Source organism: Sarcina sp. DSM 11001 (assembly GCF_900101015.1).
Taxonomy (GTDB): domain Bacteria; phylum Bacillota; class Clostridia; order Lachnospirales; family Lachnospiraceae; genus CAG-791.
In genome coordinates, this window is record NZ_FNFZ01000009.1 from 69,523 (window position 1) to 83,477 (window position 13,955).

Below are 13,955 nucleotides of genomic sequence, written 5' to 3' on the forward strand. Positions count from 1 at the left end.
ATGCCTTTCAATATGACTTATGGTTCTGAGAATTTAATGAAAACACTGTGAAAAAGGAAGTATAATTCAAGACTCGCTGACTCATGGCTGAAGTCACGGGTATTACGCCGGTTGTATTTTCAGGGCAGACAGTGCGCAGCAGAAAACATTGCCGGAAAATATCCTCCATGGAAAAAGCTCCGGGAGCGGCACAGGTCCCCCCCCCGGAGCTTTGTCGATTACTATTATGCCCTCAGCAGCGGCCTTCCGGCAATCGGTCAGATCGTGCCGGCTCCGGAAACGCTGTTCTCCTGCGTTTCGTCCGTGGACTGGCCGTCTGTCGTTCCACTGCCGTTTCCGTCACTGCCTTTTCCATCACTGCCTTTGCCGTGCTTTCTGCCTCCGGCTTCACCGCGGCCGCCGGCATGAGACCTGTTCTTGAAAGAAACATCAGGACTGTTGTAGACATATTCCTTGCGAAGGACCGCTCCGGTGTCCGCGTCCAGAATATACTTATAGCTGGTTGTATTTGTGTTGAATTTCACAGTGTAGACAGCAATTTTACCGCCATCCTGCGTCTCCTTTTCAGAGAGACTGTTTTTAGTAACTGTGACGTCTGCTTCCTTTTCTCCTGCGTCCTTCAGAGCGGCTGCCAGAGCCTCCTTCTCTGTCAGATCAAAGCTGATCGTCGACTTTTCTTCCTCAGAAGCGGAGGTTCCGGTTTCCCCCGCCTGGGTGGTATCCGCGGCAAACGCGGTAATAGAAAGCGCGGAAAGCGCAAGGACTGTAAGCATGATCGCAATGTATTTTTTCATGAGTGTTTCTCCTTATATTCAAGACTCTGATATATTTCGTTCCCGGGATCGATATGATTACTATATCCGGTGGAAATGAAAGCACCATGAAGCCATTATGAAAAACAGATGAAAATTTCCCGTGCCGGATTTGAGAGCTTTGAGAGAGATGTGATCAATAGGGATCCTTTACGCCTCCGGCATTGAAAAGATGAACTCGCTGCCTTCTCCCGGCCTGCTGGAGGCTGTGATCCTGCCGCCGTGAAGCCTGGCGATCTGCTGCGCCAGGCTCAGGCCCAGGCCGATTCCCCGGCTTTCGTCGCTGCGGGAGCGGTCCGCCTGATAAAAGCGGTTCCAGATGCAGGCAAGGTCCTCCTCCCCGATACCGATTCCGTCGTCACGGACACTGACACAGGCTTTTGATCCTTCAGAATATACCTTCACCCACACATGGCCGCCGTCTTTTCCATATTTTACTGCGTTTGTCACGAGATTCTGCACCAGACTGATAAGCAGGGCAACGTCTCCGTTTACCAGGACATCAGGGGAAGCTTCGCACTCAATCTTAATATTCCGCGCAGCTACTGTCCGCTGTTCCTCACATACGTCCTCCACGAGTCCGGACAGGTCCAGTTCCTCCCGGTCGATCCGGCGCGTTCCCTGCTCCAGCCGGGTATAGGCCAGGAGTTTTCCGATCAGCTCTGACATTTTCCGCGCCTGCTTGTGGATCTCCGTGACAGATTCCTGTACTGCCTCCGTGTCTTCAGGCATTTTTTCCGCCATCTCGCATTCCGCAAGGATCACCGTGACCGGCGTCCGGAGCTCATGGGAAGCATCGCTTGTAAACCGGCGCTCCGCGTCGAAGGACCGCTCCAGCCGTCCCATCATGTCATTAAAGGTATCCGCAAGCTCATGCACCTCATCCCTGCCCGGTGAAAGCTGAATGCGGCGGGACAGGTCGGACCCGTCGGTAATCTCCCGGGCGGATTCCGTGATCCTGCGCAGGGGGCGGAGCGACCGTCCGATGATGACGCAGCTGCCCAGCGCGGCCAGAAACACGATGACTGCCAGACCCGCACAGGTCAGCCGCACTACGGAAGTGGTGACATTGGCCATACTGTCCTCCGGCAGGAGGCCCACGATCCAGATATCGTCAGTGCCCGCAGTGCCGTCAGAATTCACACTTGTGCCGGAGCCCGCTCTTGTGTCAGAACCCGTGCTTCCGTCAAAACCCGCACTTACGTCTGTCTCCCCGGAAAAATCTGTCTCTCCAGAGCCGTCGACCTCATCGGAAGGCCCCGCATCCCCCAAGCTCTCCTGCTCTTCGGAAAACATCGTTTCCCCGCGCCCGTTCAATTTTCCGCGGTCAGTTCTGCCGCCTGTACCTGTTTTCCCGCCGCGCCCGCGTTCGTTTTTCACTCCGGAAAGCCGCAGAAAGTAACAGTAGACGTTCGCCTCAGCCGTTGTGACGCGGAACACCTGCTCCTGCTCATTTTCCTGTAAAAGATCAGGCATCATGGATTGTATGCTGAAAATATCCGTGCCGGCTTCCAGTGTGCTGCCATCTCCGCTGTAAACCTGAAGGTATGCACCGTTATCATAGGTGCGGCCTATGTATCCTCGCAGACCACGGCCGCGGCCGGTCAACAGCTCCGCGGCGCAGCTGCTGACGGCGGATTCAAGCGTGCTCCTGGCCGTAGCCTGTTCCGCTGTATCGGAAATCAGAAAAAGGGCTGCTGTGAGTGCGGCAGCCGTCAGCAGGAGGAGTCCCGTGATCCACAGGGTCAGCTTTGTCCGAAGCTTCATTTCCACACCTCATTATCATACCCGTCATTTCCATACCCGGGAAATGTCAAACCGGCTCTTTCAGTACATATCCATAACCCCGGACAGTCTGGATGAGCTTCGGCGAATAGTCCGCGTCTATTTTTTTCCGCAGCATCCGAATATAGACATCCACCACGTTGGATCCGACAATGTAGTCCCCGCTCCAGAGATTGGTCTCGATCTGGTCCCGGCTGAGGACCAGCCCCTTATTGCGGATCAGATATTCCAACAGGGCATATTCCCTGGCTGTCAGAGTGATCTCTGTCCCGCCGCGTGTCACCCGGTGGCGTGCGCTGTCCACAGTGAGATCCGCGCAGCTGTATACATTTGAGACTGAACTGCCCTTTCTCCGGATCAGTACCCGCAGACGCGCCATAAGCTCCTCAAATTCAAAAGGCTTGACAAGGTAATCGTCCGCCCCGAGATCGAGTCCCTCCACCTTGTCTGCCAGAGAATCCCGCGCTGTCAGAAACAAAACCGGGGTCTTATCTCCCCGCTCCCGCATCCGGGTCAGCACTTCAAACCCGTCCATCCCGGGCATCATCACATCCAGGATCACAGCGTCGTACTCCACCACATCCAGATAGTCGAGGGCTTCCCGGCCGTCAAAACAGGCGTCTGCGGAATAGCCCTCCCATTTTAAACGCCGGACAATGACCCGGTTTATGGCCCTGTCATCCTCTGCAAGCAGTATCCTCATGTCGGCTCTCCTTTCAGTATCCTTATCAGCAGTTCCCGTCAGCAATTCTTAACCGCAGCCGGGAAGCTCCGGCATGGCAGTCTGCCGGGATCATACACAGATTGTATAAAGATTCTACACATGGTAAATGAAAAACAGATGAAAAACAAGCCGGGAAAAGCAAATGGAAAGCAAAACGGAAAAGCTGATAAAAAAGATGGATGCTGCCAAGAACAGATTACTGATAAAAAACAGATGGATGCTGATAAAAACAGATCGCTGATAAAAAGATGATAAAGAAAGACGACGGTCTCTGTGTCTGCCACAGAGACCGTCCCGTTTTATATTTTATGTTTATATTTTATGTCCCGTTTAAAAAGATTCCCGCACCTGCTTTTGTGCCAGATATGAGATTTCGTAACAGGGATCCTCAGATACATCTCTCTGTACATGGAGGAAATCCGGCACGGCGATCTTTTCATCTGCCTCCCGGAGGGAGACCTCCAGGACCGCCCTGTTCTCCCAGAAGGGGTAGAGGTCTATCTCAAAATACTGCTGTTTCCAGGTGAGGCAGTACCGGGTCTTGCAGATCATATGTCTGGAGGGATCCGCGTTGCCCAGAAACTGCTGGTACTCGCGCTCGGACAGCCTGCCTTCGGAGATCAGGCTCCTGTAGCCGGCAGGCCCCTTTTTACGGGTCAGATAATATACGACCCCGTTTGCTCCCCTGCGCATGCGGACGCGGATCTCCTCGTCCGGCGGGGCAAGCAGGTATACCTGCTCGATCTCAAAGCGATGACAGCCCGGAAACGCCTCCAGAACAGAGGGATCCGGTTTATCGATCAAAAGCCGGCGGCGGATCTCAAAGGGAGCGGGGTCACCCAGAAAAGAAGCGATCTCCGCGATGAGATGCCGCATCTTGTCCTCAAAGCCATTCAGGTTCTCTATGACGCGGAAATAAGGATGCTCTTTCCACGCATTGATGACCCTGTCATCCAGAGCCGCAGCCTCCTCCGGCGACTCATCCCGGATAGCATTGGTCGCTGTCCCGTAATAAGCGGCGGCAAACTTTGCGGTCGTCTCCAGATGGAAGACAGCGTCGTAGCTGAGCAGCATTTCCTCCCTGTCCACATCGAGCAGAGCCAGCGCCTGCTCAAACTCCGCCTCCGTCATATAGGCCCTGTTGTCAAAGAAGCCCCGGTCAAAGATGATCAGGACCCTGGATCCGGGATCCTTGTTCGCGATGTCTCTGGCAGCGCGCTCAAACACCCGCTGCTTTTCCAGCTGCAGCTTCATCTGAAACAGCTGATAGGACATCATTGAAGAACAGCGCATAGGTGTGATACCCGCCGTTTTGAGTTCTGTGGCCGGCTCCTGCATGAAAAGCATGGTATACCCGTTCTTTTCAAAAGTATTCTGGATCCAGCTCATCCCTGTCGTCTTGCCGGCGCAGGGGCCCCCCGTAATGACGATTTTCTTAATCCTGCTGCTGCCCGCTTTATTCATGGATTTTCCCCGTTTTTTTATTTTCCGAAAAGACTATTTCCAGAAAAGATTTATTTCCGAAAAGAGTATTTCTTCGAAAAGATTTATTCTCCGAAAAGAGTATTTCTTCGAAAGGATTTATTCTCCGAAAAGCTTGTTTCTTCGAAAGATTTATTCTCCGAAAAGGGGCGTGGAAAAATATCTCTCGGCTGTATCGGGCAGAATAGTCACGACTGTCTTGCCGGGGCCGAGCTTTTTCGCCAGTTTGAGGGCGGCCGCCACGTTTGTTCCGGAAGAGATTCCGACCATGAGCCCCTCCTCCCGGGCCAGGCGCTTGGAAGTCTCGATCGCTTCGGTATCCGTCGTGACGCAGATCTCGTCATAGATCTCGCGGTTGAGAATATCCGGGATGATGCCGTCGCCGATGCCCATCTGCATGTGGGTGCCGATCGTGCCTCCGGCCAGGATCGCCGCGTTCTCGGGTTCCACAGCCCAGATCTCGATCTCCGGATTGTGCTCCCTGAGGACTTCGCCGATACCCGTCAGGGTGCCGCCGGTCCCGATGCCGCTGCAGAAACCGTGGATGGGTCCTCCCACCTGGTCCAGGATCTCCTGCGCGGTGAAATCCTTCTGTGCCATGGTATTGTTGGGGTTGGAGAACTGCTGCGGTACGAACACCCTGGGGTCTTTTTTCTGCATGCGCAGCGCCGTCTGCAGGCACTCATCGATGCAGGCGCCGATATCGCCGGCGTCATGGATCAGCCGGACCTCCGCCCCGTAATGGCGGACGAGCTTGGCGCGCTCCTCACTGACCGAGTCCGGCATGATGATGATCGTGCGGTATCCCCGGACAGCACCGACCAGCGCCAGGCCGATCCCCTGGTTTCCGCTCGTGGGTTCCACAATGATCGTGTCGGGACCGATGATTCCCTGTTTTTCCGCCTGCACGATCATGTTGAGCGCGGTCCTCGTCTTGATGGATCCGCCCACATTGAGCCCTTCGACCTTGACCAGTATCCTGGCGCTGCCCGGTTCGGGCATTCTCTGCAGCTCCACCATGGGCGTATTTCCGACGGCTTCCAAAATGTTATTATAAACCATAACCCGTTTTCTCCTGTAAAATTCTTCTGCTGATTCCTTGATTAATTCTTCTGTCAAAAATGTATAAATCACAAATGTCTATACAGATTATATAGATCAGTGGGATAATCTCATTACACCCGCATTTTCCTATCATACAATAAACGGACTGTTTGCACAATTCATTCTTTTTCTCGGCGCCTGGCATTCCTTCTTTTCCTTCTTTTCGTTTCCCCCGCGGCCCTGACCGGGGTGCGGCCATGAGCCCCGGCGCGGAGGCTGTAGTGATGCTGTACATGACCAGCCTGCACACTTTATTCAACGGCCTGCGCGCATGCCATAAGGCAGTTTCACACATGACTGGTCAACTTGTGATTATTGACCAAAAGTGCTCAAAAAGTCCCCCTTTTGCCCCTGAAAACTGGACAACATGCACATTCATACTTTATAATCGAGATAATATATGGCTGCGGTCCGGTGGCCCGTCTCAGACAGATCCCGCATTATTACTTCAGAAAAAACGAGGCGCACACTGGTATACAAAACAGTATCGATCGCGCTTGCTCCATTTGCAGTCAGGACATTTCGTTTCCGGTCAGCGAGCGGCCGGCAGCGAAATCTCTCCTGCTGCCGCAATGTATCGCCGTTAAGTATTGTTAGTATTGCACGTTTTTGTTAAGGAGGATCTTTAAAATGATTTCCTGGAAAAATCTCGACACACTGGCTGTTTATAAAAAATTTATGGCATTGAAGGGCAAGGTAAACCTCGTTGAGGCCATGTCCGGTGAAGAAGCCGCGGAGCGCGTGGCAAAATACAGTGTCCCCATGGCCTGCGGAATGAAATATAATTTCGCCGCAAAGGCGGTTGACGACGATTCTCTCGCCGTTTTCGCCGAGCTGGCAAAAGAGCAGCAGCTGATCGAAAAATATAAAGAGCTCCTGGACGGCGCTGTGATCAACACCGGTGAGAAGCGTCTGGTCCTCCACCAGCTCTGCCGCGGCCAGCTGGGCAAAGACGTCATCGCCGACGGCGTCAACAAGCGCGAATTCTATTATGGCCAGCAGCAGAAGGCCGCCGAGTTCGCAAACAAGGTACATACCGGCCAGATCACCAATGCGGCGGGCGAGAAATTCACCACCGTCGTGCAGATCGGTATCGGCGGAAGCGATCTGGGTCCCCGCGCCCTCTACATCGCTCTGGAGAACTGGGCAAAGCAGAACGACACCCTGAAAATGGAAGCGCGCTTCATCAGCAACGTGGATCCTGACGATGCAGCCGCTGTCCTGAAATCTGTCGATATCCCCCACTCCCTGTTCATCGTCGTCTCCAAGTCCGGCACGACACTGGAGACCCTGACCAATGAGTCCTTCGTCCGCGACGCTCTGCGCGATGCCGGTGTGGATCCCTCCAGACATATGCTCGCCGTCACCAGCGAGACTTCCCCGCTGGCCACCAGCACGGAGTATCTGGAAGCCTTCTTCATGGATGATTATATCGGCGGACGTTATTCCTCTTCCTCCTGTGTCGGCGGTGTCATCCTCTCCCTGGCCTTCGGTCCGGAGATCTTTGCCCGCATCCTGAACGGTGCCCATGAGGCGGACAAGACCGCCCTGAACCCCGATATCTGCCAGAACCCTGCTCTGCTCGACGCCCTGATCGGCGCTTATGAGCGCGGCGTGGAAGGCTATGGATGCACGGCTGTTCTGCCTTACTCCCAGGCCCTGAGCCGCTTCCCCGCCCACCTGCAGCAGCTTGATATGGAATCCAACGGCAAATCCGTCAACCGCTTCGGCGAGCCCGTCGACTATGTGACCGGCCCCGTGATCTTCGGCGAACCCGGCACAAACGGCCAGCACTCCTTCTACCAGCTCCTGCACCAGGGCACCAACATCATCCCGATGCAGTTCATCGGCTTCAAGGACAGTCAGTTCGGCATGGACGTCGATATCCAGGGCAGCACCAGCCAGAAAAAGCTGTGTGCCAACGTAGTCGCCCAGATCATGGCATTTGCCTGCGGCAAGGAAGATGAGAATCCCAACAAGGCATTCGCCGGCGGCCGTCCCTCCAGCATCATCATCGCCGACCAGCTCACTCCCGAAGCCCTCGGCGCCCTGCTGGCCCACTTTGAGAACAAAGTCATGTTCCAAGGCTTCATCTGGAACCTGAACAGCTTCGACCAGGAAGGCGTCCAGCTCGGCAAGCTTCTCGCCAAGCGCGTCCTCGCTCATGAGACAGACGGTGCCCTCAAGGCCTACGCAGACCTGTTCGAGATTTGATCATTGTCCGGTGGTCTGATCGCTGTCCAGTCTGATCGCCGTCAGTACCATTTATTGAGGCATAATAAACCGCAGGTTTCCGGTCTTTTATCCCCCCGGAACCTGCGGTTTTCTTTTCTCACTGTGTTTCTTCCCTGTGGTTTTCTTCCCTTTGGCTTTCTTCCCTTTGGCTTTCCTCCCTTTGATCTTCTATGGCCTCCGTTCTATCCGGTCCGCTGCCGGAACCGGCTGCCGCCTCCAGCATAAGCAGCCTTTTTCTCAGGCGGTATTTGTCGCGCACATGGAAAAAGATAATAATAGCAAAGATTCCCAGGATCACGGCCCAGAACAGGCCCAGATTGTCTGCCAGCAGGTCTGCCGTCGTATAGGCATACAGGCCTTCCCTGTAGCGATAGGACCTGCTGAGCGCATAGTCTTCGTCCAGGGCACGAATGCCCCGGTTCAGCAGTCTCAGCAGACTCCCGTTCCCGGCAGCGACACCCAGGCAGATCTCCTCCTGCCGACCGGTCTGAATGCATCCGAGCTCCCGGTATTTTCTGTTCCTGAGTATATCGTCAGCCCTCAGCCCGTTGAGAATGGTAAAATCCGCCTCTCCGGAAACGACCGCTTCGAGGCACTCCTCTATGGAAGAGAAGGCGACAAGCTCTGCCTCCGGAAACAGAATACGGATACTGTCATCCTGCATCCTGTTGTTTTCGTTCACGGCAAAGCGGGCCTTTTTATCTCTCTTGTATTCGCCCCGATAGACCAGTTCTATGGCTGTCGTGATGACCGGATCTGACTGATAAAAGCCATTTTCCTCCGCGTAGTACAGATCTCCGCTCACAGGGAAGGCGATATCGATGCTCCCCTCTGCCAGCGCCGCGATCATTTCTTCATAATTTTCGAATCCCTGCCATTCTGTTTTCATCTCTTCGATCCCGAGATTTTCCATGATCTCAGGCAGAATGTCCGTCACAAGCCCGGTCATCTGACCGGTCTTGTCCGCGTCGCTGTAGGGCAGGCAGTGAAAGAGGCAGCCGGCCTTCAGCGAATCGTGGTCCTCTATCCACTCCTCTTCCTCCGGCGCAAACGCCCTGTTTTCAATGCTTTCCGGGGCATATTTCGCGCTGAGGATATTCAGATAAGCGGGCTCATCGGCCAGAAGCTGCGCCTGGGCAGCATTCAGCTGTTCCAGCAGGTCAGTCCTGTCCGGACTCACACAGAGAAAATAATCGGAAGTGCCGAAGACCGCAATGATCTGCGCGTGTTTCTGACCATAGGCGCCGTTCCCCTCCACAGCGAGCACATCGATCTCATGGTCTTTGAAATCCTTCCGGAGAGCGTCATAATCCTCATAGGTCACCACTTCCGCATAGACGGAATGGCTGTTCAAAAAGTCCCGGAGCAGGCTGACAGCGGCTCCGTTCAGAACGCCGATCCTCCTGTCCTCCAGCGTGGCAGGATCCGAAGTGATCTCCGTGTCCGTATCATGCCTGAGCAGGCTGCAGGGTTCGTTCCCCATGGGAGAAACAGGATATCTGATCGTTTCGGCGCGGTCCTGTGTCCATGTCAGACCCGCCATAAGATCGACCTCGCCCTCTGCCAGGTCTTCATAAAGGTCGGAGAAGCTGCCGTACACATACTCATACTTCCAGCCCGTGTATTGTGCCAGCCTGAGATAATATTCGTAGGCATATCCCCTTCTGGCCGAGCCCTCCGATGCCGTCTCCTCGAACCCCTCCTTCTCGTAGTACCCGACCCGCACCGTCTGGCTCTCATTTTCCTCCGCAAAAACAGAAACAGGGAAAGCGGCCGCGGACAGAACAGCCGCACACAGGGCCAGGGCTGTCCACCGGAAAAGAAAAATCTCCCGTAATCCGACCTTCCATCTCTGCCCTGATTCTCGATGCCGATTCGCAAACATACCACATACCTTTCCGGCGTCAAAACCTGTCTTCCATTTGTGTTTATTCTTCATCGCGTAATACCCGTGTCTTCAGACATGGGACACACGCGTAAAAGGGAAACCCGCTTCATTGTGGGTACGATCCCGCATCTTCAGACACGGGATACACGCGTAAAAGGGAAGTCCGGCTCATTTTCTCAATGAAGAAGCACAGACAGGAAAATCAAAATACGTCTCTGTGAACGGCTCATTTTCCAGCGTAAAATGCCACCACTCAAAGGGAAACGGCAAAAATCCGTTTCTCATCATGACGCTCCGCAGGAGCATACGGTTCGCATACTGCTCCTCCGTGATCCCCCTGAAATCAGAATGGGAGATCTCTCCGAAAAAGTCAAAGGGACTTCCCATGTCCACTTCCCTGCCCGTACGCATCTCCAGCAAAGTCAGATCCACCGTGCTTCCCCGGCTGTGGCTGGACTGTTTGGCGATATATCCGGCGTTGAACAGTTCCTCTTTTTCCAGATCCGGATAAAAATACTGCTTCATGCGGATATCCTGGTCCTCAAGCCCCCACAGCACAAAATGCTTCACAGCTCTCGCTGGGCGGTAGGCATCAAAGATCTTCATCTGGTATCCCATCACATGCAGTTCCTTGCCCGCGCTTTTCAGCGCCCTCGCGGCTTCAAGCGTAATAAGGGCAGCCGGCTCCTCATAGCCGTCGATCCTCTCTCCGATGAAATTGTAGGTCGAATGATAACGGATCTCCTGGATCACATTCGGAACATAATCTGCCAGAATGACAAATGCGGAAGAATCCATCTCGCGCTTTGGTTCCTTCAATTTTCCCACCCTCCCTGCTGTCATTAAATATCCGGTTATTTTAAAAGCCGGGTTGTCCTTAAAAGCCCGATTGTCTTTAAAACCGTTCCCGATCCAATCCTCTTCGTCTGACAATCACATTATAACATGGATCATGGCAAAATCTTGCCCATTACGCTGACTATTCATGTGTTTGGTTTTACCATCACAATTCGCGTAAAAAGCAACAACCGCCACTCGGCACAGTGACGGTTGTCTACGCTTTAGATAACTCTTAACTTCCGAGGTCAACCGCTTGTCGCAGTGTTCCTCGTTTCCATCATTATACAGTCGTTCTATTTCACATGTCAATATGATACCGGGACGATCACATATCATTACAGGCAGGCGTTGGCAGATCTTCTCTATGCGTTTAAGGCAAAACTTCCAAAGAATCTGTATAAGGGGAAACGGGTTGAAAGATATAATGTAAAAGAGTAATCTGTTCAGGAACGGATCCTTCCGATCCGCCAGACTTCAGGATCTGCCTGCAGGCCCTGTGCCCGCCTGCGTGTTCTATAAACGGTTCTGTAAACGATCAGGGCTTTCTTTTCAGGCACACAGACCGCCTGCGTTTTCCTATAATTTTCCTATAAAAGGAGAAAACCATGAAGGACAATCGCGAAAAAATGATCATCCGGACAAGCCTTGTCGGGATCATGGTCAATATTCTGCTGGCTGCCGGTAAGGCAGGCGTCGGCCTGTTGTCAAACTCGATCGCCATTGTGCTGGATGCCGTCAATAATCTCAGCGACGCCCTCTCTTCCGTCATCACGATCATGGGGACAAAGCTGGCCGGAAGGCCTGCGGACAGAGACCATCCCTTTGGTCACGGGCGCTATGAATATCTCAGCGCCGCCGTCATTTCCGTCATCATACTCTATGCAGGGCTCACTGCCTTTATAGAATCCTTCAAAAAGGTCCTGCATCCGGAGACCCCGTACTACTCGAAATTAACGCTCCTCCTCATCGCCGCTGCCGTCATCGTAAAGCTCCTGCTGGGCAGGTATGTGAAAGCCAGAGGAAAGGAGCTCAATTCCGACTCCCTGGTCAACTCCGGCGAGGACGCCCGGCTGGATGCCGTGATCTCCGCCTCCACCCTTGCCGCCGCCGTCATTTTCCTTGCCTCCGGAATCAGCCTGGAAGCCTGGCTGGGTATTGCAATCGCCGCGTATATCATCAGATCCGGTGTCGACATGATCCTCGAAACCATCAGCAAGATCCTGGGGGAACGGCCTGACAGTGAGCTGAGCCGGTCCGTGCGGCAGGCTGTTCTTGAAACGGACGGCATTCTGGGCGTCTACGACCTGGTCCTCACAAGCTACGGACCGGACCGGTGGATCGCCTCCGTCCACGTAGAGGTTCCCGACACCTGTACTGCGGACAATATCGACCTGCTCAGCCGCGGGATCGCCCGCAGAGTCATGGAGCAGACCGGCGTAGTTGTCACGGCTGTCGGCATTTATTCACATAACACTTCCAATAACCAGGTCCTGGAGATCCAGTCAAGAGTGACCGAGATCGTGATGTCTCATGAGTACATCCTCCAGATTCACGGTTTTTTCTGCAGCCTCGAAGAAAAAACCCTACGGTTCGATATCGTGATCGACTATTCCGCCCCGGATCCGGCCGGCCTGTTCGCGCACATCAGGCAGGAAGTGCAGACGGAATACCCTGATTTTTCCCTCCACATCCAGCCGGACCGGGATGTTTCGGACTGATGCGGAGAAAACGTACCGGGCCGATCCGGGACAGACAATGTTTTCCGCACTGCATCAGTGCTGCATCCAACAAACCTTCGGTATGTCGGAGCCAAAAAAACCGGGACAGAAGGCAAAACCTCCTGTCCCGGTTTTTAAAGACATGCAAAAGACATGCAATTTCAAAAGTCATCAGGCAAATGATCCTCACGTCAGGATCTCGTCAAAGTCCTCTCCATTATCAGGAAAGACCAGAAAATCGGAGATCTCCAGGCCGATGGTCTCCTCTCTGCCGAACTTCCCGTAGGTGGAAGCATCCGAGATCACCCTCAGTTCTTTTTCCCCGATCTGCACCCGGCAGTCATTGACGTCGCCCATGAAAAACTCAGACACGATCTTCCCGTGCAGGTGCGCTTCTCCTCCGATGATCCTGAGATTTTCGGGACGGATCGCGACATCCACCTTTCCGGTCACGTCCCCGTCATAGGGCAGGATATCCTCAATGCCCTCCAGCCGGATCCGTCCGTCCGCGGAAGTCCCCTTGAGGAAATTGACCTTGCCGACAAAATCCGCCACAAACTGGTTTTTGGGCTTCCGGTAAATGTTCACGGGGCTGTCCACCTGCTGGATGATCCCGGAATTGATGACAAAGACCCTGTCGGACATCGTCATGGCCTCACTCTGGTCATGGGTGACATAGACGACATTGATCCCCAGCTTTTTCTGAATCTCCTTGATTTCAAACCGCATCCGCTCGCGGAGGACTGCGTCCAGATTGGAGAGCGGCTCGTCCAGCAACAGGACCCTGGGCTCCGCGACAAGGGCCCGTCCCAGGGCGACCCTCTGCTGCTGCCCGCCGGAAAGCTCGGAGGGCATGCGCTGAGCGAACCTGCTCAGATGGACGATCTCCAGGATCCGCTCCACCTTTTCACGAATCTCTTCCTTTGGCCTTTTGCGGATCTTGAGGGGGTAGGCCACATTGTCAAAGACATTCATGTGAGGCCAGACGGCATAGGACTGAAAAACCATGCCGATCCCCCGCTCCTCCGGAGGGACCAGCACATCCCGGGAACTGACCAGGTCCCCGTCGATCCGGATCTCACCGGACGAAGGCTTCTCGAACCCTGCGATCATCCGCAGCATCGTCGTCTTGCCGCAGCCCGAAGGTCCTAACAGGGTGATAAACTCCCCTTCTTTAAACTCATCCGTGAATTCTCTGAGTACAACCGTGTCCCCGAATTGTTTTGTCACATGATCAATAGTAATGACCGACATGCCTGTCCTCCTCTTCCAAATTCTTTTGTCCGTCTCCAGATCCCGTCCCGGAAGCTTCCGCGCTGTAACTATCCACACCCTCTCGAAGGGCGTGTATAGTAACTCCGCGCTCT

11 protein-coding genes are annotated in these 13,955 nt (G+C 54.0%); 3 read left to right on the forward strand and 8 right to left on the reverse strand.

The features are described from left to right. Window positions 1-257: 257 nt before the first annotated feature. The 3 genes from BLT02_RS06295 to BLT02_RS06305 all read right to left on the reverse strand — a co-directional run bounded on the left by BLT02_RS06295 (window position 258) and on the right by BLT02_RS06305 (window position 3,300). Complete coding sequence (locus BLT02_RS06295) at window positions 258-794, reverse strand: PepSY domain-containing protein (protein ID WP_092992674.1); 537 nt, start codon at window positions 792-794, stop codon at window positions 258-260. A 168-nt stretch (window positions 795-962) separates the two neighbouring features. Then, window positions 963-2,579 carry a sensor histidine kinase gene (locus BLT02_RS06300; protein ID WP_092992676.1) on the reverse strand — a complete coding sequence of 539 codons (1,617 nt, stop codon included), beginning with the start codon at window positions 2,577-2,579 and terminating at the stop codon, window positions 963-965. Between the two features lie 46 nt (window positions 2,580-2,625). Continuing rightward, entirely contained in the window at window positions 2,626-3,300 is a 675-nt protein-coding gene (locus BLT02_RS06305; protein ID WP_092992678.1) for a response regulator transcription factor, read from the reverse strand. 120 nt (window positions 3,301-3,420) lie between these two features. Here BLT02_RS06305 and BLT02_RS17115 point away from each other — a divergent pair, with 120 nt between their 5' ends. Continuing rightward, on the forward strand, window positions 3,421-3,573 hold the full coding sequence (locus BLT02_RS17115; RefSeq protein WP_175453721.1) for a hypothetical protein: 153 nt from the start codon (window positions 3,421-3,423) through the stop codon (window positions 3,571-3,573). A 78-nt stretch (window positions 3,574-3,651) separates the two neighbouring features. Here BLT02_RS17115 and BLT02_RS06310 read toward each other — a convergent pair whose 3' ends face one another. Next, window positions 3,652-4,785, reverse strand: coding sequence for an AAA family ATPase (locus tag BLT02_RS06310; protein WP_092992680.1), 1,134 nt, complete (start codon window positions 4,783-4,785; stop codon window positions 3,652-3,654). Between the two features lie 150 nt (window positions 4,786-4,935). After that, entirely contained in the window at window positions 4,936-5,865 is a 930-nt protein-coding gene (locus BLT02_RS06315; RefSeq protein WP_092992682.1) for a PLP-dependent cysteine synthase family protein, read from the reverse strand. A gap of 672 nt (window positions 5,866-6,537) precedes the next feature. On the opposite strand from BLT02_RS06315, the gene BLT02_RS06325 reads away from it, so the two are divergent. Then, window positions 6,538-8,121, forward strand: a complete 1,584-nt coding sequence (locus tag BLT02_RS06325) for a glucose-6-phosphate isomerase (protein ID WP_092992686.1) — start codon at window positions 6,538-6,540, stop codon at window positions 8,119-8,121. Between the two features lie 118 nt (window positions 8,122-8,239). Here BLT02_RS06325 and BLT02_RS06330 read toward each other — a convergent pair whose 3' ends face one another. Beyond that, window positions 8,240-10,081 carry a transporter substrate-binding domain-containing protein gene (locus BLT02_RS06330; RefSeq protein WP_092992688.1) on the reverse strand — a complete coding sequence of 614 codons (1,842 nt, stop codon included), beginning with the start codon at window positions 10,079-10,081 and terminating at the stop codon, window positions 8,240-8,242. A 117-nt stretch (window positions 10,082-10,198) separates the two neighbouring features. Further along, entirely contained in the window at window positions 10,199-10,849 is a 651-nt protein-coding gene (locus BLT02_RS06335; protein ID WP_242869716.1) for a M15 family metallopeptidase, read from the reverse strand. A 626-nt stretch (window positions 10,850-11,475) separates the two neighbouring features. On the opposite strand from BLT02_RS06335, the gene BLT02_RS06340 reads away from it, so the two are divergent. Beyond that, window positions 11,476-12,588 carry a cation diffusion facilitator family transporter gene (locus BLT02_RS06340; RefSeq protein WP_092992690.1) on the forward strand — a complete coding sequence of 371 codons (1,113 nt, stop codon included), beginning with the start codon at window positions 11,476-11,478 and terminating at the stop codon, window positions 12,586-12,588. Window positions 12,589-12,774: 186 nt separating this feature from the next. On the opposite strand, the gene BLT02_RS06345 is transcribed toward BLT02_RS06340, so the two are convergent. Beyond that, a complete protein-coding gene (locus BLT02_RS06345; RefSeq protein ID WP_092992692.1) occupies window positions 12,775-13,842 on the reverse strand; it encodes an ABC transporter ATP-binding protein in 1,068 nt (355 codons plus the stop codon). Between the last annotated feature and the right edge of the window lie 113 nt (window positions 13,843-13,955).